Below are 26,286 nucleotides of genomic sequence, written 5' to 3' on the forward strand. Positions count from 1 at the left end.
GTGACCTCTCTCTGGCTCGCGCTCGCCGCCAAGATGGCGTCGAGCGCCGCCGTGGTCGTGGCGGCATCCCTGATCGTCGAGCGCTCCGGGCCGGTGATGGGAGCGCTGGTCGCGACCCTGCCGATCTCCGCCGGGCCGGCCTATGTCTTTCTGGCGCTGGACCACACGCCCGAATTCCTGGCGAAATCGGCGCTCGCGAGCCTCGCCGTCAATGTCGGCACCGCGCCCTTCATCCTCACCTACGCGATCCTGGCCCAGCGATCCGGGCTGCTGCTGAGCCTCGGTTGCGCCTTCGCGGTCTGGCTCTCCCTCGCCACGCTCCTGACGTCCCTCGAGCTCGGCTTCGGCACGGTCGCCGCCCTGACGGTGCTGTCCTACGGGGGAGCGTACCTGCTCACGCGCCGCTATCGGAAGGCGCTGCCGCGCGCCCGGGCGCGCGGCCGCTGGTGGGACCTACCCGCCCGCGCCGCGACCGTGATGTGCGTGGTGGCCGCCGTGGTGCTGGCCGGACGCTGGCTCGGGCCACGCGCGGCCGGCATCGCAGCGCTCACGCCCGTCGTCCTGACGAGCCTCACGCTCGTCCTGCACCCGCGGGCGGGCGGACCGGCGACGGCCGCGATCCTGGCGAACAGCATCCCGGGAATGCTCGGCTTCACGGTGGGGCTCGCGACGTTCTACCAGACGGTGGTCGCGCTCGGATCGGCGACAGCCCTCGCGCTTGCGCTCGGGATTTCCGTCGCCTGGAACGCGGCGCTGCTCGCCCTCAATCTCCGGACCGCACCGAAAAAGCTGCCCTAGAACGCAGAAAGGGCGAGGTTTCCCTCGCCCCGCTTCCTCTCGGAATGTGCGGTTCTCAGACGGCGATCCGCTCCTCGACCTCGTTCGGCTCACGGAGGACGTAGCCGCGGCCCCAGACCGTCTCGATGTAGTTCTTGCCCTGGGAGGCGTTCGCGAGCTTCTTGCGCAGCTTGCAGATGAAGACGTCGATGATCTTCAGTTCGGGCTCGTCCATCCCGCCGTAGAGGTGGTTGAGGAACATCTCCTTCGTCAGGGTCGTGCCCTTCCGGAGCGAAAGGAGTTCCAGCATCTGGTACTCCTTGCCGGTCAGATGGACCCGCGAGCCTGTGACCTCGACCGTCTTGGTGTCGAGATTCACGATCAGGTCGCCCGTCGTGATGACGGACTGCGCGTGGCCTTTCGACCGGCGGACGATGGCATGGATGCGCGCGACGAGCTCGTCCTTGTGGAACGGCTTCGTCAGGTAATCGTCGGCCCCGAAGCCGAGACCCTTCACCTTGTCCTCGATGCCGGCCATGCCGGAGAGGATCAGGATCGGCGTCTTGACCTTGGCGACACGGAGCGTCCGCAGCACCTCATAACCCGACATGTCGGGAAGGTTCAGGTCGAGAAGGATGATGTCGTAATCATAGAGCTTGCCGAGATCGATGCCCTCCTCGCCGAGATCAGTCGTATAGACGTTGAAGTTCTCGGACTTGAGCATCAACTCGATGCTGCGCGCCGTTGCGCTGTCGTCTTCGACGAGGAGTACGCGCATAGAAATCCCCAGCCTAGCCGCAAGGCAATCGGGCTTGTGACACCGGTCCGTCGCCGTCGCCCAAACGACGAACGCACCGCTCGAATTCGACTCACGACGCTAGGCTTTCTTGGTTAACAAAGCCTGATTCAGTCGCGCAAGACCGGTCAGGCGTGTTTACGACCAATTGGCCCATCGCTCCGGAGTCAGACCGTCAACCGCCCAGGGGCGGCTCGGATCCGGCCCCGCGCCAGTTCCCCGGCGCGAGAACCCCAGTGTTAACAGAGCAGGTAAACAGGAGGTTTAAGCGGAGGTGACAAAGTCCCGGATCCGCAAGGCATTTTCGGCCATCGAGGCCGTGGAGCCCTTTCAGGTTTACGGACGCGTGGCCGCCGTGCGCGGGCTCCTCGTCGAGGTAGCCGGCCCGATCGCGGCCATGCAGGTCGGGGGCAGACTCGACGTGCAGGTGGATGGCGGGGCCGAGATCGCCTGTGAGGTGATCGGCTTCTCGGGCGACCGCGCGCTCGCGATGCCCTTCGGGTCGCTGCAGGGCGTACGCCGGGGTTGCGAGGCGCGGGTGAGCGCTGCCGCCCCGGGCGTCAGACCGACCTCGGCCTGGCTCGGGCGGGTTGTCGATGCGCTCGGCCGGCCGGTCGACGGCAAGGGGCCGCTCGAGCGCGGCACCACCCTGTATCCGTTCCGGGCCGATCCTCCGCCGGCCCATGCCCGGCGCCGTGTCGGCGAGCCGCTGGATCTCGGGGTCCGGGCGATCAATACCTTCATCACGGCCGCGCGCGGCCAGCGCATGGGCATCTTCGCCGGGTCCGGCGTCGGAAAATCCGTGCTGCTCTCGATGATGGCCCGCGCGACCGAAGCGGATGTGGCGGTCATCGGCCTCGTGGGCGAGCGCGGCCGCGAGGTGCAGGAATTCCTCCAGGACGACCTCGGTGAGGAAGGCCTCGCCCGCTCGGTCGTCGTTGTCGCCACGTCGGACGAGCCCGCGCTCATGCGCCGGAACGCCGCCTATCTCACGCTGTGCCTGGCCGAATATTTCCGGGACCAGGGCCGCTCCGTCCTCTGCATGATGGATTCCGTCACGCGCTTCGCGATGGCGCAGCGCGATATCGGCCTCGCCGCCGGGGAACCGCCGACCGCGAAGGGATATACGCCGACCGTGTTCGGGGAATTGCCCCGCCTGCTCGAGCGCGCCGGCCCGGGCACCGGCGACGGCACCATCACGGCCCTCTTCACGGTCCTGGTCGAGGGCGACGACCACAACGAGCCGGTCGCCGACGCCGTCCGGGGCATCCTGGACGGGCACATCGTGATGGAGCGCACGATCGCCGAACGAGGGCGTTATCCGGCCATCAACGTGCTCCGCTCGGTGTCGCGGACGATGCCCCGGTCCTGCGATCCGGAATTCTGGCCCGTCGTGCAGCAGGCCAAGCGCATCCTCGCCACCTATTCGGACATGGAGGAATTGATCCGCCTCGGCGCCTACAAGAGCGGATCCTCGGCCGAAGTGGACGAGGCCGTCGCCCTGATGCCACAGCTGGAGGCCTTCCTCGGCCAGCGTAAGGAAGAGTCAACCTCCATGCGGGATGGTTACCGCCGCCTAGCCGAGATCCTGAGCGTTTCGTGAAAGCGCTCTGCGGCGAGGCGCGTGCGGAGTACATTGATCCATGAAGTCGCGGGAGACGCTCATCCGCCTCAAACGCTTCCAGCTCGACGAGAAGCGCCGGCGGGTTGCGCAGATCGAGGGAATGATCGCCGAGTTCGACCGGATGGCGGCCGATCTCGAGCGCGAGGTGGCGGCCGAGGAACAGCGCTCGGGAATCACCGATATCGGCCACTTCGCCTATTCGACCTATGCCAAGGCCGCCAGAACGCGGCGTGACAACCTGAAGCGTTCCGCAGACGAGCTGAAAACGCAGCTCGAGGACGCCCAGGCGGAGCTAGGCGAAGCCTTCGAGGCGCTGAAAAAAGTCGAGATCCTGGAGAGCCGCGAGCGCTCCGCGGAAAGAGCCGCCGACAGTGCTCGCGACCAGGCCGCCATGAACCAGCTGGGACTTGCCCGCGCGATGCGGGCCTGAGTCCCGGGTAGAGGGCCGGTTCAGACGATCGGGACATCCGGTGCCGCGTCGCGCGGCAGCCGGCCCGTGAGCCGTGGGTCCTCCGCGACCTCGAGCGCCCGACGGTAAGGCGTGAACCCGACCGAACGATAGAACCTGACGGCCGCCGGGTGATCCAGCGTGCAGGTGTGGAGCCACAGGCGCGAGATCGGCCGCCGGAAGGCCCGGCGGATTCCCTCCGCAGCGAGTTCTAGGCCGAGGCCGCGCCCGATCAGCCCCGGCACGAGCCCGAGAAAGGCGAGCTCGCACTCCGATCCCTTGCGGAAATCGAGTTCCAGGAGGCCTACGTCGCGCCCGTCCTTGACGAGGGCGAGGGCTTCCACGAGCGGATCGTCGATGATGGAGGCGAGTTGCGCATCGGACAGCAATGCGCGGCTGAACCAGAGCCAGGGCTCACCAACCTCGGCGAAGAGGCGCCGATAGCGCTCGACGTCGCCCGCCAGCGGCACGAATTCCCCCGTGGGCGAAGACGCAGAGGCGGCCGGCGAGGGTTGCCGCATCTCCAGATAGGTCGCGACGGCGGCGATCTTGCCCGGAGGAAGTTCCACGAACCCCGGCACCTCTTGCTCGCTTCCGGGATGTCGACGTGGCGCCACTCGGGTCTTCCTTTCTAGGCTGAGCCTGAAACTACCTCCCTTGTGCGGCATTGGCCACGATCGGGCCATGAGCGAGGTCTGCGGCTCGGAAGCGAGGACGTTTTGGCGTTGCGACCCATCCACCGGCGCGAAGACGGCACGATCCCGGGCGTCCGGGCGGACGTCGTGCGATCAGCCGACCAGCCAGCGCTCGAACGGCTCGTGGCAGGCCCGGAAAGCGGCGGCGAGGGCGCTCCGCTGCTCTTCGTTCACGGAGCCTTTGCCGGGGCTTGGTGCTGGGCGGAGACCTTTCTGCCCTTCTTCGGCCGGCGCGGGCGGCAGGCGGTGGCCGTGAGCCTTCGCGGGCACGGTGCGAGCGAGGGAGGGGAGGAACTCCGCGGCGCCGGGCTCGACGACCTCGCCTCCGACCTCGGCCGCGCCATCGGAAGCTTCGCCGAGCCGCCCGTCGTGGTGGCGCATTCGCTGGGCGGCTATCTGGCGCAGCTCCTGATCGGCCGCGCGAGGATGCGTGGGCTCGTGCTCATGGGCTCGCTGCCGCCCGACGGGATGGCGCTGGTCGGGCCGCGGCTTGCGATGACCGAGCCGAAGATCTGGTCGCAGGCCGCCGCCGCGACCGTGACGAACTCACGCGCGACGATCGATCTCGCCGGGCTTCAGCTCCTGTTCGGAGAAGGCGTTCCGCGCGAGAAGGCGCTCCGCTACGGCGCCCGATTGATCCCGGAATCGCCCCGCGCCCTCGCGGAGGCGCATCTGCCGCGCCCGGTCGTGTCCGCCCTCCTGGCCGGCCTGCCCACCCTCGTGCTCAACGGGGTGGTGGACCGCCTCGTCTGGCCTTCTACCGCGTTGCGCAGCGCGGCCTATCACGCCGCCGGCCACCGCTTCTTCGCCGAGGGCGGGCACTTCCTGATGCTCGATCCTCTCGCCGAGGACGTCGCCCGCGAGATCCTCGACTGGCTCGCGGTGCGGCGATTGTGAGGAACTTGGCCTTTCGTCACATCCTTGCCGCGCTTGCGAGCTTGCGTCCGGTCGGGCACAGAACGGTGCTTCGCGCCGGCCAAAGAGCCCGGCCGGCCCGGACGAGTGAATGAAGAACGTCAAAGAGTTCATCTGGCCGATCATCGGCCTGGCAGCGGTCGTCGTCTCCGGCTGGCTGCTCTACCAAGAGCTGCGGGGCATATCCCTGGCGGATGTCTGGACGAGCCTCGTCAACATCCCGGCTCACGGCTACGCGCTCGCCTTCGGGTCGACCCTCGTCGCCTATGCGGCGCTCGCCTGGTACGATCGCATCGCCCTGCTCCATCTCGGCGTGAGGCACGTCTCCTGGCTGTTCGTGTCGGTGACGTCCTTCACGACATACGCGCTGTCGCACAACATCGGCGCCTCCGTCTTTTCCGGCGCGCTCGTTCGCTACCGGGCCTATACGTCGAAGGGCCTTTCCGCCCCGCAGGTCGCGGTGCTGGTGGCGCTCTGCTCGTTCACCTTCGGGCTCGGCACGATCCTCCTCAGCGGCGCCGTGCTGGTGATCGAGCCGGATCTCCTCACCCGGGTGGCCGACCGCGTCCCCGCCGCTCTCGCCAACCCGACCACTGCCCGCATCATCGGCTTCGCCTTCCTGGGCTTCGTGGCGCTCTATGTCTTCGGCTCGCTCCTCCATCTGCGGCCGATCACGATCCGCAACTTCACGCTGGCCTATCCCCGCCCGGACATCATGTGGCGGCAGGTCATCGCAGCGCCGCTGGAGCTGATCGGCGCGGCGGGCATCATCTATTTCGCGCTGCCGGAGGCCGTGAACCCGGGCTTCCTGATCGTGCTCGGGGCATTCCTGGCCGCCTTCTCGGCGGCACTCGTCAGCCACGCGCCGGGCGGGCTCGGCGTCCTGGAACTCATCTTCGTGGCCATGATGCCCGACGTCCCGCAGGCGGACGTGCTGGCCGCCCTGCTGGTGTTCCGGCTGTTCTACCTCATCCTTCCCTTCGCGGCCGCGTTGGTGGTCGTGCTCCTGTTCGAGCGGGCGCGTCTCGCCAAGGCATGGCGCGATCGCATGCCGGCCACGATCCCTCCGGTTCCCCCGCCGGCCCCGTGAGATCCCGGCCTGGCCGCGCCGGGCTGCGGGAGGAGCTTCGCCGCGCGGCCTTCGGCCTGTCGACCCTGCTCGGGAGGCCCCGGGGCTTCTTCATCCCCTATCGCTACGCGGCGACGGTCGCCGCGACGGATTATCCCGCCCTCGAGCCGCGCTTCCGTGCGGCCGAGCCCGGGTTTCGCGGCCTCGTGGCGGTGGCCGAATCCTACCGGACCGACATCCTGCGGCTCCTCGGCGGCCAGGGTCCCGCCCGCTTCGACCAGGACTGGTTTCCCCGCCTCGACGCCCTGATGGCCTATGTGCTCGTCCGTCAGGAAAAGCCGCGCCACATCGTCGAGATCGGGTCAGGACACTCCACGCGCTTCATGGCCCGGGCGGTCCAGGATGGCGGTATCCCGACGCAGATAGTCGCGATAGACCCCTCGCCCCGCGCCTCCCTGGCGGGCCTTCGGGTCCGGCATGAGCGCGCGCTCCTCGGGGATGCCGATCCCGCCCTGTTCGCGGCGCTCGGGCCCGGCGACCTGCTCTTCGTCGATTCGAGCCACGTGGCGATGCCGGGCACCGATGTGGACCGGCTCGTGGGCGACATCCTCCCGCGGCTTTCGGCCGGGGTCCTGGTCCACATCCACGACATCCTGCTGCCCGATGCCTATCCGCCGGAATGGGACTGGCGCGCCTACAACGAGGCGACCGTGGTCGCCGCCCTGATCGGATCGGGCGGCTACGATCTCGTGTTCTCGAGCCACTGGGTGGCGTCCCGCCATCCGGGCTGGCTCGCATCCGGGATCGCCGGCCAGCTTCCCCTTCTGCCGGGCGCCCGCGAGACGAGCCTTTGGCTCAGGAAGCGCTAACCTTCTCGGGTCTCACGACGAGCGCGGTCGCGCCGAGCATGATGGCCATGCCGACCCCTTCCCAGACACCGAAGCTTTCGCCGACCCAGATCACCCCGACGGCGACTGCGATGATCGGGCTGACGAAGGCATAGAGGCCGGCCCGGAAGGCGCCCCATTCCCGCAACAGCCAGAGATAGACCGAGAAGCCGACGAGCGACCCGCCGAGCACCAGGAAGGCCAGCCCTGCGAGGGCGCGGCCCGAGAACATGCCCGCGAAAGCCGCGAGGTCGACCGGCTCGATCATGATGGCGATTCCCACGAGCGAGGCTCCGCCGATCAGGGTCTGCCAAAAGGCCACCGCCACCGGCGGCATCTCGCGGACGAGTGGCTTCGAGACGATGGCGCCCCAGGCATAGGACAGCGTGGCGACCACGACCGCCGCGAGACCCAGCCCGACCTGCGCGCCTTCCCGCGACGCCGTCCCGTCCCGGGACGAAAACAGCAGCGCGAGGCCGGCCGCCCCGAGCGCGACGGCCGCGAGCCTGCGGACGGAAATCGTCTCCTCGCCGTAGAGCGCCCCGATCAGCATCGAGAAGACCGGGATGAGTGACAGGTTGACGATGGCGGCGAGGCCCGTCGGTGCGTGTGTCACGCCCCAGAACAGGAAGCTGTAGCAGCCGGTATTCACCAGGAGCGACGCGGCGAGGAGCCGGCCGACCTTCGCTGTCCGAATCCGGACGCGGGCGAGCCCGCACCAGCCCGCGAAGAAGAGCGACGCGAAGAGCAGGCGCACGCCCGCCACCAGAACCGGAGGCGAGGCCTCCGTGGCCCATTTCGCCGCGATCCAGGTGAGGCCCCAGACGAACGCCATGGCCAGAAAGGCCAGGAAGCGGAGCACTTGCCCGCTTCCGGGCCGCCCTTCGCGGGGATTCATCATGCGCGGAGGCGGAGAGGCCGGGACAGACTTGGGCGATTGCTGCTCAAGTGAATGATCAGTTAAAGTCATGGGCGGCGCGGTTTGGGGGAGATCGCGGAGGCGGCAAAAGACTCGAAGGATTTTGAGATCGCATGGCGGATGTCGCAGCTCTAGCCGGGCCGAACGCCCTTACACGACGTCAGGCCCGAGCGGCGGCACGATATGCTGCCGATCTCAAGCGGGGCTACTCGATTTCCTACAAGCGGCTCGCGCTCGCCTTTCTGGCGGAAGGCGTCATCGTGGCGACCTCGCTTGCCGGAGCTTGGCTCTTCGCTTCCATCTACGGCGGCAACGATCCCCTCGCCTTCTGGATGATGATGCTGGCGCCGGCCGCCTATGCGGTCATCGAGTTCAGCCGCGTGCCGCTCGCCGTGTCGATCAGGACGCAGAAGTCGATCGCGCTACGGATCGTGGCGGCCGTGGGCGTGATCGGCGCCGGCGTCGTCACCGTGAAATCGATCTCCCAGCTCGGGGAGATCATGTTCCGCCCGCGCCTCCAGGAAGCCGTGCAGGCGCAGGAGCGCCTGGCCGACGCCAGGAACGCCCGCGCGACGCTCGACCGGCAGATCAAGGATGCGGACGAGGTCGTGACGCAGCGGGCCGCCCAGCTCGAGGATGCCGAGCAGCGCCTGAAATCCGCCAATACGGAACTGGGCGCCCTGCCGCCGCAGCGCTGCTGGCGCGTCACCAACACCACGGCCGATGGCCGCCGCGTGACCGGGACCCGCTGTTCGACGGACCCCCGGACGGAGGCGATGAAGACGAGCCTCGGGACCGCGCAGAAGGACCGTCAGGAGGCCTCTTCCCGCCTTGACGAGGCCCGCGCCGAGCGCGCGAAACTGGACCGCACGGCGATCGACCGTGCGCAGAGCGAGGCCGAGGTCGCCTTCCGGGACGCGATCATGCGGTCCCAGCTCCATTCCTTCACGGCCATGGTCTTCCTCAAGGACCCGGCCCAGGTGACGGATGCCGAGATCCACTCCTTCCTGTTCTTCTTCGTGTTCATCCCGGCGCTCGGGGCTTCCGTCGCCTCGACACTGCTCGCGCTCACCTCGATCGAGAAGCTGCGCGACGAGGACGACATCGTGCTCGATCCGCAGGCCGGCACCTTCATCCTCGAGCCCTTCGCGGAGGAGATCATCCGGCAGGCGCGCGAGGAGGCGGAGCGCAGCGCAACGGCGGCGCTCGACCGGGCGCGGCCTCCCTCGCCCGCCGTTCCAGCCGAGGCTCCTCCCGCCGTCGCACCGGCAGCCGCGACGGCGGCTTCGCCCGCGCCTGCCCAACCCCCGGCCGCGGCGGCCGTTGCCGGCCCGCCGGCGCCGGGCCACGCCTCCCTCCGCGTGGTCGAATCCGGGCGCTGAGCCATGGAACTTCGCAACACGACCGAGAACCGCGTCCTCGCCTCTGCGGTGAACGCGCGCATCAAGTCCGATGCGCGGCTGCTGAACGCGCGGGCCGCGCTCTATCGGCTCGCCGGCATCGGGATCGTCTGCGCACTCGCCGGGGTCGGCGTGGGCGCCGCGTTCTACGGCTATTCCTACACGAGCGACCCGACCTTCCCGACCGCAAAGGTCGCCAACACGGTCGCCGAGGCCCTGTCCAAGGTCACGCTGAAGACCGAAGGCACGGTGAAGCTCGACCCCGAATCCACGCTCGCCGTCGGGGGCCGGTCCGAGATCCCGACGCCGACTCCCGCCCAGCTCGGAGCCGGCGCGACCCCGGATTCGAAGGCCGCCGTGATCACGAATTTCACCGTGTTCAAGAACGTGCCCTTCGGGTCCGGCCAGGTCGTCACGGGCTGGAACTTCTCCTCCTCCGAGCAGAGGAGCCCGAACCACCAGTACTGCTACTACTCGGAGCAGATCGACGGGACCTCGAAGGTCACGATCGACCTCGGCGAGAACGGGCGGGCGCTTCCCCAGGCCAAGGCGCGCACCAATGTCGACCCGGGGATCGCCTATACGAACTGCGTCTGGTTCAAGGCCGGCGCGATCTGAACGGGTCTTCGCCGGCCCGACCATGACACGGTCGCTCGCCTCTGCTAGCGAGCCGGCACGATGACCGAACGCCTTGCCGCCCGTTTTGCCCGCTGCCGTGAGGAAGGCCGCGCCGCGCTCGTGACCTATGTCATGGCCGGCGATCCCGACCCCGAAACCTCGCTCGCCATTCTGTCTGCCCTGCCGAAGGCCGGCGCCGACATCGTCGAGTTCGGCCTGCCCTTCACCGACCCCATGGCGGACGGTCCGGCCATCCAGGCGGCAGGGCTCCGGGCGCTGAAGGTCGGGCAGACCACGGTCAAGACGCTCGATCTCGTCCGCCGCTTCCGGGCGGGCGACCCGGACACGCCCGTGATCCTGATGGGGTATTTCAACCCGATCTACATCTACGGCGTCGAGCGCTTCCTGGCGGACGCGAAGGCCGCCGGCGCGGACGGGTTCATCGTCGTCGACCTGCCGCCCGAGATGGACGAGGAATTCTGCCTGCCGGCCCTCCAGGCGGGCTTTGCCTTCATCCGCCTCGCCACCCCGACCACGGATGACGAGCGGCTTCCCACGGTTCTCCAGAATACGGCGGGCTTCGTCTATTACGTCTCGATCACGGGCGTGACCGGAATGGCCACGCCCGATTTCGGGCGCGTGGCTGCGGCGGTCTCGCGCATCAAGCGCCATACCGAGCTTCCGGTCGTCGTCGGGTTCGGGGTGAAGTCCGGCGCACACGCGGCCGAGGTCGCGAAGGGGGCTGACGGCGTGGTGGTCGGGTCCGCGATCGTGGACGCGGTGGCCCGCTCGCTCGACCCGGAAGGCCGGGCGAGCGCCACGACGGTTCCGGCCGTGACGGAACTCGTCGGCGAACTCGCGGCCGGTATACGCTCGGTCGCGAAGTCGCGCGCCGCCTGACGCTCTGGAACTCGGACGAGCGGAGGCGTATCTACCGCCCATGAACTGGGTCACCGAAGTCGTCCGCCCGCGGATCAAGACGCTCTTCAAGCGCGAGAGTCCGGAAAATCTCTGGATCAAATGTCCCGAGACCGGGCAGATGGTGTTCCAGAAGGACGTCGAGGCCAATTGCTGGGTCATCCCCGGCTCGGAGCATCACCTCCGGGTGACGGCGACGCAGCGCCTCAAGATGATGTTCGACCAGGGCACCTGGCTCGACGTTCCGGTCCCTGACGTCGCGACCGACCCGCTCAAGTTTCGCGACGAGAAGCGCTACGCCGACCGCCTGAAGGACGCCCGCGCCAAGACCGGCCAGAAGGACGCCTTCAAGGTCGGCTACGGCCGGGTCGGCGAGCTGCCGATGACGATCGCCGTGCAGGACTTCGCCTTCATGGGCGGCTCGCTCGGCATGGCGGCCGGCGAGGCCTTCATCAAAGGGGCGGAGACGGCGCTCGACAAGAAGACGCCCTTCATCCTCTTCGCCGGCTCCGGCGGCGCCCGCATGCAGGAGGGCATCTTCTCCCTCATGCAGATGCCGCGCACCACGGTCGCCATCCGCCGCCTCAACGAGGCCCGGCTGCCCTACATCGTCGTGCTGACCAACCCGACCACGGGCGGCGTCACGGCTTCATACGCGATGCTCGGCGACATCCACCTGGCGGAGCCCGGCGCGCTGATCGGCTTTGCGGGGCCGCGCGTGATCGAGCAGACCATCCGCGAGAAGCTGCCGCCCGGCTTCCAGCGCTCCGAGTACCTGCGCGACCACGGCATGGTCGACCGCGTGGTCCATCGGCGCGACATGAAGGACGAGGTGGCCCGCCTGTCGCGGCTGCTGATGCGTGCCCCCGCCGCGGGGGCCGCCGTCGAGACGCCCGCAGCCGAGCCGGCCCCGCTCGCGCCCGCCGCGTGAGCGGGCGATGGAATCCTCCGACGCGATCATCGCGCGCTGTCTCGCGCTCCACCCGAAGCTGATCGACCTCTCGCTGGATCGCATCCGGACCCTGCTCGCCCGGATGCACCATCCGGAGCGCCGGCTGCCGCCCGTGATCCATGTCGCGGGGACCAACGGCAAGGGCTCCACGATCGCCTTCATGCGGTCGATCCTGGAGAGCGCAGGTCTCAGGGTTCACGTCTATACCTCGCCCCATCTCGTCCGCTTCCACGAGCGCATCCGGCTCGGCGGCATGCGGGGCGGCCGATTCGTGGCGGAGGAACGGCTCGCGGAGGCGCTGCTGCGCGCCGAGGCGCTGAACGCGGGCGACCCGATCACGATGTTCGAGATCACGACGGCGGCCGCCTTCGACATCTTCGCCGACACGCCCGCGGACGTGCTGCTGCTGGAGGTCGGGCTCGGGGGCCGGGCAGACGCCACGAACGTGATCGACCAGCCGGCCTGCGCCGTGATCACGCCGATCGGGCATGACCACGCCGAGCATCTCGGCACCACGCTCGCCGGCATCGCCCGGGAGAAGGCCGGCATCATCAAGCGCGGCTCGCCCGTGGTGATCGCCCCGCAGGACCATGTCGAGGCCGACGAGGCGCTCCGCGAAGCGGCGGAGAAGGCCGGGGCGCGGCCGATCCTCGTCGGCGCGCAGGATTTTTCCGTCCACGCGGAGGGAGGCCGGCTCGTCTACCAGGACGAGACCGGTCTCATGGACCTTCCCGCCCCCCGGCTTTCCGGCCGGCACCAGTTCGTGAATGCCGGCACGGCGATCGCGGCCGTCAAGGCGGCGGGCTTCGGCGATCTCGAGCCGAAGGTCTTCGAGCAAGGCATCGCGATCGCCGAATGGCCGGGCCGCCTCCAGCTCCTGTCGCGCGGGCGACTGACGCAGCTCCTGCCCGAAGGGGCGGAGCTCTGGCTCGATGGCGGGCATAATCGCGACGGCGGGCGGGCGGTCGCGGCCGCGATGGCGGATCTCGAGGAGCGCAGCCCCGCCCCGCTCGTCCTCGTCTCGGCCATGCTGGCCACGAAGGACGCGCTTGCCTATCTCGGCGAGTTCAAGGGCCTCGCGCGCGAGCTGATCGCCGTGCCGATGTCGTCCCAGATGGCGGCGCACCCAGCGCAGGAACTGGCCTCGATCGCGGGCCGGGCGGGGCTGAGGAGTTCCGTGGCGGCCGGCGTGGAGGCCGCGCTCGACGAGATCTCGGATACGATCTTCGAACGCCCGCCCCGGGTTCTGATCTGCGGCTCGCTGTATCTCGCGGGCGAGGTCCTGGCCCTCAACGGCACGCCCCCGACATGAAAAAGGCCCGCTTTCGCGGGCCTTTTCGTTTCACGTAGCGTTGCGCTTACGCGGTCTGCTGGATCCAGCGGGAGAGGTCGCCCTTGGGGGCTGCGCCGACCTTCTGCCCGGCGAGCTTACCGTCCTTGAAGATCATCAGCGTCGGGATCGACCGAATGCCGAGCTGCGATGCGATGGCCGGGTTCTCGTCGATATTGACCTTGGCGATCTTCACCTTGCCCTGCATCTCGGACGCGATCTCCTCGAGGGCCGGGCCGATCATGCGGCAAGGGCCGCACCACTCCGCCCAGAAATCGACGACCACCGGCTCCGCCGACTTGATCACGTCGGCATCGAAGCTCTGATCGGTCACCTTAACGGTCGCCATGGGATTGTCCTTGCTGCGGCGGCCGAGCCGCCATGTGTTGCAATCTAGGTATGGTCGCGAACCTTGGTGTCAAGCAGAGCCGGCAAGCGCCGCCTGCAGGGCAGCATCGAGCGCGGCGGGGGTCGGCTCGACCACCTCCGGGCCGTCCGTCCAGACCAGGATCGGCCGCACGGCCCGGCCCGGATAGGCCAGCGCCAGCACCGCCCGGTACAAGGCGAGCTGGGCGAGATGGCTTTCGGGCAGGTCCTCGCCCGCCTGGGCGCCCGTCTTGAAGTCGGCGACGATCACCTCGTCCGGCGTCACCACCATCCGGTCGACCTGGCCGACGACCACCTGGCTGCCTCCGTCCGGCGCGGCGACCTGGCCGGCGATCGCTGCTTCGCCCTTCGCGTCCGGCCCGAAGAGGGGTGCGAGCGCGGGATGCGCGATGACCGCCAGGGCATCCGTCACGATCCGGCGGCGCAGGCTGGGCGGGAGCCCCCCTGCCCGCGCCTCCACGAAGGCGGCAGCCGCGGGGTCCCGACGCTCGGCTGGAAGCCCGGCGAGGTGATCGATCAGCGCATGGACCAGGGTGCCACGCCGCCGCGCCTCCGCCCGCGAAAGCCCGTCGGGCGCCGGGCGGTGGTGCTCGGTGCCCCCGGCGAGCGCCGCTGAGGGACGCACGCGCCGAGCTGGCGCCTCGTCCGGCTCCGCCGGGTTCAGGAGCCAGTCCGGCAGCGCGATCGGCCCACCGGAGGGCGCTCCGTGGCGCGCCGGCTCCGCCGCATGGACGCCATGCGCCCAGAGGTCGACCTCGCCATAGGGCGTTTCCGTCCGCACCAGGGCATGCGTCGCTTCCGCGAAGCCCCGCCGGATCATGGCGCACCAGGCCTCCTCCGGCTCGCCGCCCTTTGCCGCGAAGGGGGCGACGACGAGCCGGTCCTTGGCGCGCGTCATGGCGACGTAGAGGAGCCGGTTGTGCTCCTCGAGCCGAAGGTGCTTGGCACGGTCGCGCGCCTCGGCCACGGGCCGGCAATCCAGGTCCTTCTTCGGGGACCAGACCGGAAGCGGGTCGCCGTTCCCGGCCGTGAACGGCACCAGCGCCGGCTCCCGCCCGAACACCTCGCAATTGTCGATGACCACGACGAGCGGCGCCTCGAGACCCTTCGCGCCATGGACGGTCATCACCCGCACCTCGTCGCCGGTCGCGTCGAGGTCGCGCTTGATCGTGTGCTCCGCAGATTCAAAGCGGGCCAGGAAGGTGGAAAGCGAGGGCGTGTCCGCCCCGATCTCCGCCGTCTGGGCGTAGATCAGGAAGGCGTCGATGGCATCCGCCGCCTCGCCGCCGAGCCGCTCGATGAGGCGTCGGCGGCCACCCTCCGGGCCGAGCAGTGCGGCGTAGAACCCGAACGGCCCGTGCTCCCGGGCGAGTTCGCGCCAGCGCGCCAGAGCCCTGCAGCCCGCTTCGGCCCGGACGTCACCCTCGGCTGCCGCACGCTGCAGGGCATCGGCCAGCGGCTCGGCCTCGCCGCGGTCGGCCGCGATGCGGATCAGGTCGTCGTCGTCGAACCCGACGAGCGGGGATTTCAGCGCCGCCGCGAGCACCAGGTCGTTGCGCGGCAGCAGCGCCGCCTGTCCGGCCGCCACGAGGTCGTTCACGGCGATGTGCTCGCCGATGTCGAAGCGGTCCGCGCCCGCGACCGGCACCCCGGCCGCCTTGAGGGCCCGGATCACGGCGAAGAAGGCCGGGCCGCGGCTGCGCACCAGGATGAGGATCTCGCCCGGTCGCCAGATCCGGCCGACGCCATCGCCCTTCGACGTCCAGCATTGCACGGCCTGCGCGATCCGGCTGGCGACCACGACGGCGGGCGCGGTGCGCTCGGGCTCGTCGACCGGCAGTTCCCAGGCGTCGGGGTCGTCGCCGCCCTCCCGCTTCACCTCCGTCGGCCAGATCTCGACATGGCCGGGCGCCTTCGGCCGGGCGCTTTCGTGCGTGGTCCCGACGGCGAGATCGTCGAACGACAGGCCGCGGAAGTGGGACTTCACGCGAAACGTGTGGTCGACGGCCTTGAGAATTGCGGGCGCCGACCGGAAGGACAGGTCGAGGCGCACGTCCTCGAACCGCAACTCGGCCGCGCCCGTCCGGGCGAGCCAGTGCCGGCGGCCCTCCTCGAACCAGCGCGGATCAGCGCCCTGGAAGGAGTAGATCGACTGCTTCGGGTCGCCGACCGCGAAGACCGTACGGGGCTTCTTGGAGGGCCGGCCTGCTCCGGCCGTGAACTCCTCCGTCAGGCGGCGGAGGATGCGCCACTGGTCGGGGTTCGTGTCCTGCGCCTCGTCGACGAGGACGTGGTCGATGCCGCGGTCGAGCTTGTAGAGCACCCAGCCGGCAGAGCCGCGGTCGAGGAGTTCGAGCGTCTTGCGGATGAGGTCCGCGAAATCGAGCGCGCCGAGCCGGCGCTTGGCAGCCTCGGCCTCGGCCCTCACGGCGCCGGCGAGCATGTAGAGGGCGTCCGTCCGCTCCACGGTGCCGACCGCTTTCAGGGCCTCGTCGAGCTCGATCAGCCGATCCTGCTCGCGCGCGAGTGCCTCGCAGATCCCGGGCTCCACATTCTTCGTGGCCAGCGACTTCTTGGGCGTGCCGTCCCCGCCGGCGGTGAAGAAGACCGACCGGTAGGCGGCGAGCCGCTGCCCGAGCGTCGCGGCGGAGGCCGCGGCCTCCAGCGAGGCGGCCTGGGCGGTGTCGGTCCTGCTGCCCGTGCGCCGGAGCTCGGCCGCGAAGGCGGGCAGTTCGGAGGCCGGGATGCCGTCCTCCAGCATCGCGCGCTGGACGTCCGCCGAACCGAGATCGGCCGGCAGGCCCAGGGCTTTGCGGAGCGCCGAGATCGCCATGCCCCGTTCGTCCGGGTCGCTCGGGATGCGCTCGTCGAGGACCGCGCTGTCGAGCAGCCCCGTCAGCGCCTCGCCCTGGCAATGCAGGCTGACCACCTCCAGGGCCCGGGCTAGGTCGGCCGAGCGGGGACCGCCGATGACCGCCTCGGTCAGGATGCGGCCGCGCGCCTCCGCCAGGAGCTCCGCGGTCTGCGATTCGTCGAGCACCGCGAACCGCGCCGGCACGTTCGCCTCGAAGGGGACGAGATGCAGAATGCGCTCGCAGAAGGCGTGGATGGTCTCGATCTTCAGGCCGCCCGGCGTCTCCACGGCCTTGGCGAAGAGCCGGCGCGCCCGCGCCACGGTCGCCCGGTCCGGCCGCTCCCCCGTCATGTCCTCGAGCGCGCGGCGAAGGGCCGGCTCGTCGAGCGTCACCCAGCCCCCGAGCCGCTCGAAGACGCGGATCGTCATCTCGGCCGCGGCCGCCTTGGTGAAGGTGAGGCACAGGATGCGGGAGGGCTCCGCCCCGTCGAGCAGCAGCCGGATCACCCGGTCCGTCAGGACGCGCGTCTTGCCCGCTCCGGCATTGGCCGAGACCCAGGCCGAGGCGCGGGGATCGGCGGCGCGGCGCTGCCGATGGATCGTGTCCGGCGGGATGACGAAATCGGCGCTCACGCCTCCCCTCCCCCGTCGGTCGCGCCTGCCGTCGCCGACCATTCCTTCACGCGCGCCAGGTGATCGTAGGGCGCGTAGGTGCGGGCATATTGGGCGTAGGGCCGCGAGAGATAGCCGGCGCCCTCGACGGCGTAGCGGTGAACGAGCTTCTTCAATCCGCTGAAATGCTCCTCCACGATGGCCGCCATGCTGCGCTCGTCCTTCGGCGGGGGCTTCAGCTCACGCGGGTCGAGCAGCTCGCGCCCGCCGATCTTCACATATTCGAGCGCGGGCAGCCCTTCCGAGACGGGCACGTGCTCGAACCCGCCCTGCATCAGCATCGCCGCCTCCAGCGTGAGCTGTGGCGAGAATCCGACCGCGACCTCCTTTACGCTGGGCACCCGTCCGCTCTTGAAGTCGATGATCACGGCCTCGCCGCCGGGGCCGTACTCGATGCGGTCGGCCCGGCCCCGGAGCGTGAAGACGTCGTCCGGCCCGATCGGGATCGCGATGGAGCCCGAGCGCTCGACATGGATGGCGGAGAGGTGCGCCCTTCGCTCACGCTCCCATTCGAGATAGCGCGGCGCGAAGCGCTGGAAGGCCGGCCACCAGAGCGCATGGAGCTCCGGGTAGGCTTCCTCGATCTCCCGAAACAGATCCGCGCCGCGCTGAAGCAGCCGGTCGAGGGCGTCGTGCGGGAGCTCCTTCGGATATGCCTGCACGAAGCTGCCGATGATGTCGTGCAGGATGTTGCCGCGATCGGCGGCAGAGGGCTGAACCGCGATGGCATCGACCGGCTCGAGCCGCAGCACGTGCCGGGCGAAGATCGAATAGGGATCGCGGACGAGCGTCTCGACCTCGGTGACGCTGAGCCGGCGGGGGAAGCGCTCGGGTCCCGGCTGCGGCGCAGGCCGGCGCAGCGGCTCCACAGGCCGAGGCGTGTCGAGCGCGGCGGCGAGGCGACGGTAGCGGTCGCCTCGCGCGACCATCTCCCTCCAGAGCCCCTCGCCCGCGAAGGCCCGCATGCGCTCCAGGAAGCGCGACGGCACGGTGGGCTTGCCCTGGCGCTTCCGCGCCCGCGTGATGATGGCATCGCGGACCCCGAGCGCCTGGACGAAGTCGTGGGCCGTCTGTCCGATCCGGCGCTCCGGAGGCGTGAGGCCGAGCTTCAGCCGCATGGGCCGGTTCAGGAAGGCGTCCGTCTCGGCCACGGGCGGCCAGATCGTTTCGTCCAGGCCGCCCAGCACGACACGGTCGACATCGAGGAGCCGCGCCTCGAGCAGGCCCAGAATGCGGATGCGGCGATGGGTGCCGCGCATCTCGGGCGCGAGCGACCGGTCGCGCGCGAGCGTGGCGAAGAAGGCCGGATAATCGGAGAAGCGGCCGAGGATCGAACGGCCGGCGCCATCCTCGACCCGCATGGAGGCGAGCTCGTCGAAGAGGCCATCGAGGGCTTCGCGCGCGGGATCCGGCCCGGCCCCATCCGGGTCCTGCCCCGCCGTCAGGGCCGCGACCGCGTCGGCATGCAGGCCGGCGAGCCGGACGAGGTCGGCGAGGCCGCCGGCCGCGCCATCCTGGCGGAAGGGCCCGAAGGCGAGGTCGAGCCGCCGGACGATCTCGCCCGCGAGGTCCCAATCCGCATCCGAGAGCATCCGGACGGGGATCGGCTCCCTGCGGCGGCTTCGGGCCTCGCGCCGGTGCCGGAGCGCGGCCGCGATGCCGTCGAGCCCCGGCCGGGGCGCCGGACCGCGGAGCGCGCCGAGCTCCAGCGCCGCGGCGCCCTGCTCGACCTCGGCCCGCGTCAGGCCGAGCGTCACATGCGGGTGCGCCAGGAGGGCGAGCACCTGGACCGGGTGGAAATCGAGCGCGGCAGCCTCGGCGGCGAGCGTCGCCAGCCGGCCGGACGCCGTATCGACAAGCGGGATGCCGGCCGAATCCTCGATGACGATTCCCCAGCGGCCGAGCTCGGCCGCGACACGCCGGGCGAGGTTGCGGTCGGGCGTCACGAAGGCCGCGCGGCGTCCGGGGCTCGCGAGCGTCTCGCGCAAAGCGACCGCGATGGCGAGCGCCTCCTCGCGCTCGTCCGCCGCCTCGATCAGGGTGAGATCGTCCGTGCCCTCCCGGGCCGTGATCTCGCGCAGGACGGGCGGCAGCTCGGCCCAGAGATCCGTCGTCTCGGCCGGCCGCATGATCTCGGAGACGAGCCGGCGGCGGGGCTCGAGGGCGGGATCGCGGGTGCCGAGCGGCCGGACGGCCGAGCGGGGTATTCCGACATGCTCCTCGACGAGGCGTCGGAGGATGAATTGCGGATGGCCGTTGATCCCGCCGCTCTGCCCGTCGCCCGCGATCGCGGCCCAGCCCTTCTCGTCGAGGTCGAGATCGAGGCCAGGCAGGACAACCGCCCCGCGCGGCAGGCGCGAGATCGTCGCGAGGAGGCGGGCGGTGGCCGGAATCGAGCCCGTGGAGCCGGCCGCGATGATCGGCCCGGTCGGCCGCTCCCGCTCGAGCCGCTGCCTCTCGCCTTCGAGGACGGCATTGCGGCGGACCGCCGGGTCCATGGCGCCGCGCTCGGCCAGGATGCCGGGCCACAGCTCATGCGCGATGCGCACAAAGTCGAGCGTCAGCCGGAAATAGTGGGAGTAGTCGATGTCGACGACCTCCTCGAGCGCCGCCCAGTCGACGCTCTCGGTCGCGAGCGCGTCCATGAGGGCCTCGAGGTCGCCCGCGAGAGAGACCGCGTCAGCGGGCGAGCCCGGCACCATGAAGGGGGTGTCGCTGCTCAGCCGCAGCTCGCGCCGATCGACCTGGGCCGCCCAGGCCTGGACGAGGCGCGTCAGGATCAGCCGGCGCTCGAGGGGCGGGATCGCAGGTGCGAGTTCCGCGGAAGCCGAGCCCCCGCCGGAGCCGCTCTCCTCGTCCGCATCCCCGAGCGGCACGATCCGCGGCAGCACGAGGCCGCGGCCGCGGGAGCGCTGGGCCAGGAACTCGGCCAGTCCCCGCCCGGCGCGGCGCGTCGGCAGGTAGATCGTCGCCGAGGCGAGCTCGTCCGGCCCGAGGGTCCCGACGAGCTCGCCTGCGAGCAGCGCATCGACGAGCGTCGGGAGGAAAGGCGTCCCGGGCGGAATCGTGAAGACGTGCGCGTCGCTCAAGCCGAATACCCGTAGAAGAGAAGAGACATCGCCGGGCATGCGTGCCGTTGCAATTGGCGCTCCAGCGCCACCTCCTCAACCCGTGGTCTTATCCACGTAATCCCGCAGGACCTCGTTCACGCGCGACTGCCAGCCAGGCCCGCTGGCTCGAAGCTTCCGGACGACATCGATGTCCAGTCGGAGCGAGACCGCTTCCTTGGTCCGAACCGGCCCGCGCTTGCGCATCGTCGCCGCCGCCTCCGGCAACGCCTCCGCGAACGGCCTGGCTAGCGCGAGCTCGGCATCGGTCAGGTCCGGGCTGTCCACGGCCTTCCAATCGCCTTCGGTGTAGCCTCTTCCGGGCTGGAACTTCTTCATGGAAGGAACCTCCGTTCCTTTGCCGATGCCGGGCGCATGCTGACGACGGAAATGGCTTCGGTGCCGCGCATGGCGAAGATGACGGTGAGCGCGCGGTCGCCCGACCATCCGATCGCGGCGAGACGTCCATCTTTCGCCGGGACGACGAGCGAGGCCTCAAAGAACGCGATGTCGAGATCGCCGAAATCCAGCTCGTGCTTGTCGAGATTCGCGAGCCGTTTTGGTTCGTCCCAGACGATCCTCACGGGCGGAATCTATGGACGCGGTCCGACCCCGTCAATCCTGTATATGCGAGTTTGAACTCGTCCGATGAGGGCCGCCTATTCTAGGCCCCACTCTGGGCGAGCCGCGCCTCCGCCTGGCCGATGGCTTCCGGCGTGCCGACGTGGAGCCACTCCCCGTCCAAGGCCACGCCGAACAGGCGCCCGGCCTCGATCGCGCGATCGAAGAGGAGGTTGAGCGAGAAGGCGCCCTCCGGCGTGTTGTCGAACAGCTCCGCCTTCATGATCGCGGCGCCGGCATAGACGTGGGGCGCCAGCGCCCCGAAGACGCGGCGCGTGAGGCGCCCGTTCGCATCCATGTTGAAGTCGCCGAGCCCGTCGTAGCCGAGGCTCTTCCGCGGCGCGAGAAGCAGCAGGATGTCCATCTCCTCCGGCCGCCAGGTCTCGAGGAGGCGGGACAGGTTCTTGGTCTCGCGCTCCGTCCAGAGCGAATCCGAGTTGAGGACCAGGAATTCGGGGCCGAGGAGCGGCAGCGCGCGCTTGACCCCGCCCCCCGTCTCCAGGAGCGCGTCGCGTTCGTCGGAGATCGTGATGGAGAGGTCGGCCAGGCTCGCGACGTGATCCTCGATCATATCGGGCAGGTAGTGGACGTTGACCACGACCTTGCTCAGCCCGGCCTCGAGCAGGCGCCCGAGCGCGTGGTCGATCAGGGGACGTCCCGCGACTTCGACGAGCGGCTTCGGCCGCGTATCGGTGATGGGCCGCATGCGCTTGCCGAGGCCAGCCGCGAGGACCATGGCGACCATCCGGGGCTCCGGCTCCGCCGCCGGCTTTCCCGCTCCGGCCCCGCCCCCGGCGACCGGCTCGGTCGAGACGTTGGTCGCGGCGCCGGCCTCCGCGGCGTCGCTGAGGAGGCGGTCCGCGACCGTGTCCGTCTCGATGCCTGCCGGAGCGCTCTCCGGCGCCGCCTCCTCGTCAGCGGGCTCCTCCTTCGGGAAGACGTCGCCGCCGTGGTACTCGAACCAGCCCTGCAGGCGCGCCAGCGCGGGATGGGCGAGATTGCGGGCGAGATAGGCCCGGATGCGCGGCAGATGAGCGAGGTATTGCGGCTTGCCGTCCCGCCGGTCGAGCCGCGCGAAGATGCCGAGGATCTTGGTCGCCCGCTGCGCTCCCATGATCGAGTACGCGGTGGCGAACTCGGCCATGTCGAAGCTGGCATCCGCGGCTTTACGCTCGCGGCCGTAGAGGGCCAGGAGCTTCAGCTCGAGGTCGGGCGGCACCGTCACCCGTGCATCCTGCAGGAGTGAGGCGACGTCGTAGGCGGGCGGGCCCAGGACCGCGTCCTGGAAGTCCAGGAGCCCGACGCGCCGGATCCCCTCCCGCTCGGGGAGCCAGATCAGGTTGGGGGAGTGGAAGTCCCGCAGCGTCCAGGTCTGCCGGCCGGCAAGCAGCCCGGCCAGGGCATCGCGCCAGATATGCCCGAACTCCGCCCGGACCGAGCCCGACGGCTTCGTTCCGACGATATGGGGCAGGTACCAGTCGAGCAGCAGCTCGGCCTCGATCATGAAGGCGTCGAGGTCGTAGGGCGGGAGCTGATGCGTGCCCTCCTCGCCGTAGGGAAGCGCGGTCGGAAGCGATCGCGCGTGCAGGCGGGCGAGGAGGCGGGTCGCCTCCGCGTACCGGTCCGGGATCGGGCCATTCTGGTCGACCACCGGCTCGCTGCCGAAATCCTCGAGGACCAGCAGACCGACATCCAGATCCTCGGCGTAGATGCTCGGGGCGCTGAGGCCCTGGTCGATCAGCCCGCGGTCCATCGCCGAGAACGCGTGGACGCTCTCCGCGAGGCGGGCGATCGCGCTGTAGGGCTTGCCGCGCCGCACCGGGGGGCCGTCCGGACGGGGCGGGGAGATCATCAGGATGGCGGTCTCGCCCGAAGGCTTCATCAGGCGCTCATAGGCCCGGGTCGAGGCGTCGCCCTGCATGAGCACGCGTTCGGCGTCGCCCCAGCCCGAGCCATCGAGCAGTTCGGCGATCGTGTAGGCGCGCAGCACCCGCTCGGCGAGAGGCCCTGCACCGGAGATCAGGGCCCGGCGGGTGCCGCTCTCGGCATCGAGCTCGAGAAGGATATCGAGCCGCTCGGCCGGCAGATGTCCGACCGCCCGTTCCGGCCATTCGACGAGCACGATCGAGCTCGCCTGCATCTCATCGAAACCGAGCTCGTAGAGCTCGCCGCCTCCGCCGATCCGGTACAGGTCCGCATGGACCAGGGGTACGTCCCCGGACTCGTAAGTCTGGAGCAGCGTGAAGGTGGGGCTCGGCGCTTCGAGTTCCGGATCGCCGAGCCGGGCGCGCAGGATGGCGCGGGCAAGGGTCGTCTTGCCGGCCCCGATCTCGCCGGAGAGAGCGACGAGGTCGCCGGCCTGCAGCTCGGCGGCCAGCGCGCGGCCGAGCTCCTCGGTGGCGGCCTCGTCGGGCAGGGCCACGGTGATCGGCATCCGGCTGCGGATGATCTCGGCCGCGCTCGGGGCGGCCTTCTGGGTCAGGGGCATGGCGGCGTCTTGCAGGCCCGGGCCGATCTGCGCAACCCCGGGTTCCGGGCTCGACATGGGCGAGGTCTCGACGGTGCCCATGCCGCGTACAAACCCTATGCGGCGATCTGCTGCGCGGGGCCGCCGTCCCCGGGGAAGTAGCAGGTGACGGTCGTTCCCGCGCCGGGCTCGGAAGCGAGTTCGACCCTGCCGCCATGGAGCTCGACGAAGGAGCGCACGATGGAGAGGCCGAGCCCGACGCCGCGGTGCCCCGTCCCCTTCGTATGGCTCTCGAACCGATCGAACACGCGGGCGCGCACCTCGTCCGGGATGCCGCGGCCCTGGTCGGCGACGGAGAGCATGATCTCGCGTCCGACCCGCCGCGCCGCGACCGTGATGGTCTGGCCGGGCGAGGAGAAGCCGGCAGCATTGGAGAGCAGGTTGAACAGGATCTGGCGCACCCGCTTCGCATCGCCCGTGAAGGACCCGATATCGGCCGGCACGTCGATGGCGAGGCTCAGCCGATCCTCCACCAGCCGGTCGTTGATCCCCTTGGCGGCGGCCTCGATCGTGGCGCGGACGTCGATGCGCTCACGTGCCAGCTCGATCGTGTCGGCATCGATCGAGGCGAGGTCGAGGATGTCGTTGATGATCGCGAGCAGGGCCGCGGAGGATTGCATGATGTGCCCCGCGTATTCGCGCTGGCGCTCGTTCAGCTCGCCGATGGTCTCCGCCCCGAGCAGCTCCGTGAAGCCGATGATGTTGGTGAGCGGGGAGCGCAGCTCGTAGGAGACGTGGTGCACGAATTCGTTGCGGAGGCGCGAGGCGAGTTCGAGCGCATCGTTCCGCTCCGTCAGGGCACGCTCAACATTCACGCTCGCGGTCACGTCCACGAAGGTCAGGAGGGTGCCGCCGTCCGGCAACGGCTCGGCCGCGCATTCGAGCACGGACCCGTCCGGCCGCTCCATGCGGGTCTCCACCCTGAGGCGCGTGTCGGAGAAGCCGGAGACCGCCGCCGTGAGGTCGGGCCAGGAGCCATCGGTGGGCGACAGCGGCTGGCAGAGCTCGACCACCTTCGACACGTGCGGCTCGCCCGCGAGGACGGGATCATCGAGACGCCACTGGTTCGCGAAGGCGCGGTTGAAGAGCCGCAGGCGGCCGTCCGCGCCGAACAGCGCGACCCCTTCGGAAAGGGTGTTCAGGGTCTCGCTCTGCACCTTGATCAGCGAGTTGTAGCGCGATTCCAGGTGCATCCGGTCCGACACGTCGTCGAACAGGTAGGTGAGCCCGCCCTGCGGGTTCGGGTTAGCGACCACCCGCAGCGTGCGGCGATCCGGCAGGTACCACCAGGTCTCGCGCGGCTCGAGCGACCGGTAGGCGTCGAGCACGCCGGCCTTCCAGGCCCGGTAATCGGCCTGTTCGGGGAGGAGCCGCGCCGTCCGAAGGCGATCAAGGATCTCGCCGTCGCTCGGGCGGCTGGCCAGGAAGGAATCGTCGAGGTTCCAGAGCTGGCGGTAGGCCGCATTGTGGAAGACGAGCCGCTGCGCGGAATCGAACATCGCGACGGCCGTCGGGAACTGGTCGAGCGTGCGGGTATGCGCCTTCATGAGGCGCTGCATGTCCGCCCGGATCGCCTCGAGCTCGGAGACGTCCTGCGCGATGCCGCCGGCACCCGCCGGCAGCGGCGCTTCCGTGATGTCGAGGACGTGGCGCGACCCGGCCACGATCGCGGCGACGCGCGCACGGAAGATCTCGCCGTCGGCGCGGCGCCGGGCGGCTTCGGCGCGGTCGCTGCGCTCCATCAGCTCGAGCGAGCGCTGGCACGCATCCTCGGTGCCTCCCGCCTCGACGGCCCGGCAATAGGCCCGGTTGGCATAGGCCAGATGGCCGTCCTGCCCGCGCAGCCAGACCGGCTGATCGATCGCGTCGAGGAGCGCCCGCAACGTCTCGAGCCGCTGCCCCGTATCGGCCTGCTCGGCCTCCGTGCGCAGGAGATCCGCGCGATAGCCCGTGACCTCGCGCAGGCGGAGCAGTGCCCGCCCCCGCACGGCACGGCCCTCCGCGTCGATGTAACGGCCCTCGATCGTGCGTGCGACGAGGCGGAAGCCCTCGCCGCGATTGCGCAGCCGCTCGATCGCGCCTTCCAGCTGCCCGGCATCGGGCGGCAGCAGCCAGGATCCGAAGGCCAGCAGCCGCCCCGAGCTCCCGGCCGGCAGCAGGCCCGCCGGATCGCCCGCCACGCTCGTCTCGCCGTCGCGGCCGGTCCAGAGCACGAGGACCTGGCGCTCGGATCCGACGAGAAGCTCCGCGCGCTCCTCCGCCCCCCGCAGGGCTTCCAGCTCGGTGACGAGTTCGCGCTCCCGGTCCGTCCAGGTCCGGCGCTCCCGGATGTGGAGGATGGCGAGGGTCGTCGAGAAGATGACGAGCCCGGTGAGGATCGCGAACCCGAAGGCGGATCGCGGATCGAACCACTGCAGCGACGGGAGGTAGCCGGAGTTGAGGAGGTCGAGGATGCCCGCCGAGCTCGGCGTCGCGCCGATCAGGACCGCCCCGGCGCCGAGACCGGCCGCCGAGAGGCGTCGAATGAGAGGGCGGCGCCGCCGCGGACGCGAGGGGCAGATGTTCACGACAGGCCGGGCCGGAAGCCGTTCGCGGACGACGTCGGTCGGCCGCGCATGTCGGTCATTGTGAACATCGATCTCGTTGGGCGGCTCATGGCAGCAGGCCTGAATCGCGGAGGCGGGGTCGCCCTCACGAATCAGCGCAGTCTAGTTTGCCGTAGAGTCTGCCCGGAAGCCGTTATCTCCGGCTTCGATGCCCGGGCCGCCAC

The 26,286-nt window shown here is 70.1% G+C and carries 21 protein-coding genes; 11 read left to right on the forward strand and 10 right to left on the reverse strand.

Features of this window, described 5'->3' with window-relative positions; genetic code table 11:
• On the forward strand, nucleotides 1–798 hold the full coding sequence (locus tag ACO2SS_RS14925; protein WP_423278467.1) for a hypothetical protein: 798 nt from the start codon (nucleotides 1–3) through the stop codon (nucleotides 796–798).
• 55 nt (nucleotides 799–853) lie between these two features.
• Here the strand turns inward: ACO2SS_RS14925 and ctrA are convergent, their stop codons facing one another.
• Nucleotides 854–1,555 carry a response regulator transcription factor CtrA gene (gene ctrA / locus ACO2SS_RS14930; protein WP_423278468.1) on the reverse strand — a complete coding sequence of 234 codons (702 nt, stop codon included), beginning with the start codon at nucleotides 1,553–1,555 and terminating at the stop codon, nucleotides 854–856.
• A gap of 307 nt (nucleotides 1,556–1,862) precedes the next feature.
• Here ctrA and fliI point away from each other — a divergent pair, with 307 nt between their 5' ends.
• Nucleotides 1,863–3,176 (forward strand): flagellar protein export ATPase FliI, encoded by a 1,314-nt coding sequence (gene fliI / locus ACO2SS_RS14935; protein ID WP_423278578.1) that lies wholly within the window; start codon nucleotides 1,863–1,865, stop codon nucleotides 3,174–3,176.
• Nucleotides 3,177–3,216: 40 nt separating this feature from the next.
• Nucleotides 3,217–3,627, forward strand: a complete 411-nt coding sequence (gene fliJ / locus ACO2SS_RS14940) for a flagellar export protein FliJ (RefSeq protein WP_423278469.1) — start codon at nucleotides 3,217–3,219, stop codon at nucleotides 3,625–3,627.
• A 20-nt stretch (nucleotides 3,628–3,647) separates the two neighbouring features.
• Here the strand turns inward: fliJ and ACO2SS_RS14945 are convergent, their stop codons facing one another.
• A complete protein-coding gene (locus tag ACO2SS_RS14945; protein ID WP_423278470.1) occupies nucleotides 3,648–4,214 on the reverse strand; it encodes a GNAT family N-acetyltransferase in 567 nt (188 codons plus the stop codon).
• A gap of 156 nt (nucleotides 4,215–4,370) precedes the next feature.
• Between ACO2SS_RS14945 and ACO2SS_RS14950 the strand changes: the two genes are divergently transcribed.
• From ACO2SS_RS14950 to ACO2SS_RS14960, 3 genes are all read left to right on the forward strand, one after another.
• The gene (locus tag ACO2SS_RS14950) at nucleotides 4,371–5,237 is read left to right on the forward strand and encodes an alpha/beta fold hydrolase (protein WP_423278471.1); all 867 of its coding nucleotides are present in this window, start codon (nucleotides 4,371–4,373) and stop codon (nucleotides 5,235–5,237) included.
• Nucleotides 5,238–5,346: 109 nt separating this feature from the next.
• On the forward strand, nucleotides 5,347–6,345 hold the full coding sequence (locus ACO2SS_RS14955) for a UPF0104 family protein (RefSeq protein WP_423278472.1): 999 nt from the start codon (nucleotides 5,347–5,349) through the stop codon (nucleotides 6,343–6,345).
• Nucleotides 6,342–7,193 (forward strand): class I SAM-dependent methyltransferase, encoded by an 852-nt coding sequence (locus ACO2SS_RS14960; protein ID WP_423278473.1) that lies wholly within the window; start codon nucleotides 6,342–6,344, stop codon nucleotides 7,191–7,193. The genes ACO2SS_RS14955 and ACO2SS_RS14960 overlap by 4 nt, the downstream gene beginning before the upstream one ends.
• Here the strand turns inward: ACO2SS_RS14960 and ACO2SS_RS14965 are convergent.
• Entirely contained in the window at nucleotides 7,180–8,073 is an 894-nt protein-coding gene (locus ACO2SS_RS14965) for a DMT family transporter (protein WP_423278474.1), read from the reverse strand. The two genes, ACO2SS_RS14960 and ACO2SS_RS14965, sit on opposite strands and share 14 nt — an antisense overlap.
• Nucleotides 8,074–8,243: 170 nt before the next feature.
• Between ACO2SS_RS14965 and ACO2SS_RS14970 the strand changes: the two genes are divergently transcribed.
• Genes ACO2SS_RS14970 through ACO2SS_RS14990 form a run of 5 tightly spaced genes read left to right on the forward strand, consistent with a single transcriptional unit; the run spans nucleotide 8,244 to nucleotide 13,330 of the window.
• On the forward strand, nucleotides 8,244–9,512 hold the full coding sequence (locus tag ACO2SS_RS14970; RefSeq protein WP_423278475.1) for an ATPase: 1,269 nt from the start codon (nucleotides 8,244–8,246) through the stop codon (nucleotides 9,510–9,512).
• 3 nt (nucleotides 9,513–9,515) lie between these two features.
• Complete coding sequence (locus tag ACO2SS_RS14975; RefSeq protein WP_423278476.1) at nucleotides 9,516–10,148, forward strand: hypothetical protein; 633 nt, start codon at nucleotides 9,516–9,518, stop codon at nucleotides 10,146–10,148.
• A 60-nt stretch (nucleotides 10,149–10,208) separates the two neighbouring features.
• Nucleotides 10,209–11,048, forward strand: a complete 840-nt coding sequence (gene trpA / locus ACO2SS_RS14980) for a tryptophan synthase subunit alpha (RefSeq protein ID WP_423278477.1) — start codon at nucleotides 10,209–10,211, stop codon at nucleotides 11,046–11,048.
• Nucleotides 11,049–11,088: 40 nt separating this feature from the next.
• Complete coding sequence (gene accD, locus ACO2SS_RS14985; RefSeq protein ID WP_423278478.1) at nucleotides 11,089–11,997, forward strand: acetyl-CoA carboxylase, carboxyltransferase subunit beta; 909 nt, start codon at nucleotides 11,089–11,091, stop codon at nucleotides 11,995–11,997.
• Nucleotides 11,998–12,004: 7 nt separating this feature from the next.
• On the forward strand, nucleotides 12,005–13,330 hold the full coding sequence (locus tag ACO2SS_RS14990; RefSeq protein ID WP_423278479.1) for a bifunctional folylpolyglutamate synthase/dihydrofolate synthase: 1,326 nt from the start codon (nucleotides 12,005–12,007) through the stop codon (nucleotides 13,328–13,330).
• Nucleotides 13,331–13,376: 46 nt separating this feature from the next.
• On the opposite strand, the gene trxA is transcribed toward ACO2SS_RS14990, so the two are convergent.
• The 7 genes from trxA to ACO2SS_RS15025 all read right to left on the reverse strand — a co-directional run bounded on the left by trxA (nucleotide 13,377) and on the right by ACO2SS_RS15025 (nucleotide 26,083).
• Nucleotides 13,377–13,697, reverse strand: coding sequence for a thioredoxin (gene trxA, locus ACO2SS_RS14995; RefSeq protein WP_423278480.1), 321 nt, complete (start codon nucleotides 13,695–13,697; stop codon nucleotides 13,377–13,379).
• 69 nt (nucleotides 13,698–13,766) lie between these two features.
• Entirely contained in the window at nucleotides 13,767–17,222 is a 3,456-nt protein-coding gene (gene addA / locus ACO2SS_RS15000; RefSeq protein WP_423278481.1) for a double-strand break repair helicase AddA, read from the reverse strand.
• Entirely contained in the window at nucleotides 17,219–20,389 is a 3,171-nt protein-coding gene (gene addB / locus ACO2SS_RS15005; RefSeq protein ID WP_423278482.1) for a double-strand break repair protein AddB, read from the reverse strand. The genes addA and addB overlap by 4 nt, the downstream gene beginning before the upstream one ends.
• Before the next feature lie 36 nt (nucleotides 20,390–20,425).
• Nucleotides 20,426–20,707, reverse strand: a complete 282-nt coding sequence (locus ACO2SS_RS15010) for a BrnA antitoxin family protein (RefSeq protein ID WP_423278483.1) — start codon at nucleotides 20,705–20,707, stop codon at nucleotides 20,426–20,428.
• Complete coding sequence (locus tag ACO2SS_RS15015) at nucleotides 20,704–20,952, reverse strand: BrnT family toxin (RefSeq protein WP_423278484.1); 249 nt, start codon at nucleotides 20,950–20,952, stop codon at nucleotides 20,704–20,706. Before ACO2SS_RS15015 ends, ACO2SS_RS15010 begins: the two co-directional genes overlap by 4 nt.
• An 80-nt stretch (nucleotides 20,953–21,032) precedes the next feature.
• Complete coding sequence (gene tsaE, locus ACO2SS_RS15020) at nucleotides 21,033–23,534, reverse strand: tRNA (adenosine(37)-N6)-threonylcarbamoyltransferase complex ATPase subunit type 1 TsaE (protein WP_423278485.1); 2,502 nt, start codon at nucleotides 23,532–23,534, stop codon at nucleotides 21,033–21,035.
• A gap of 38 nt (nucleotides 23,535–23,572) precedes the next feature.
• Nucleotides 23,573–26,083 (reverse strand): PAS-domain containing protein, encoded by a 2,511-nt coding sequence (locus tag ACO2SS_RS15025; RefSeq protein ID WP_423278486.1) that lies wholly within the window; start codon nucleotides 26,081–26,083, stop codon nucleotides 23,573–23,575.
• Between the last annotated feature and the right edge of the window lie 203 nt (nucleotides 26,084–26,286).

The organism is Enterovirga sp. CN4-39, assembly GCF_049446235.1.
Lineage (GTDB): Bacteria > Pseudomonadota > Alphaproteobacteria > Rhizobiales > Beijerinckiaceae > Enterovirga.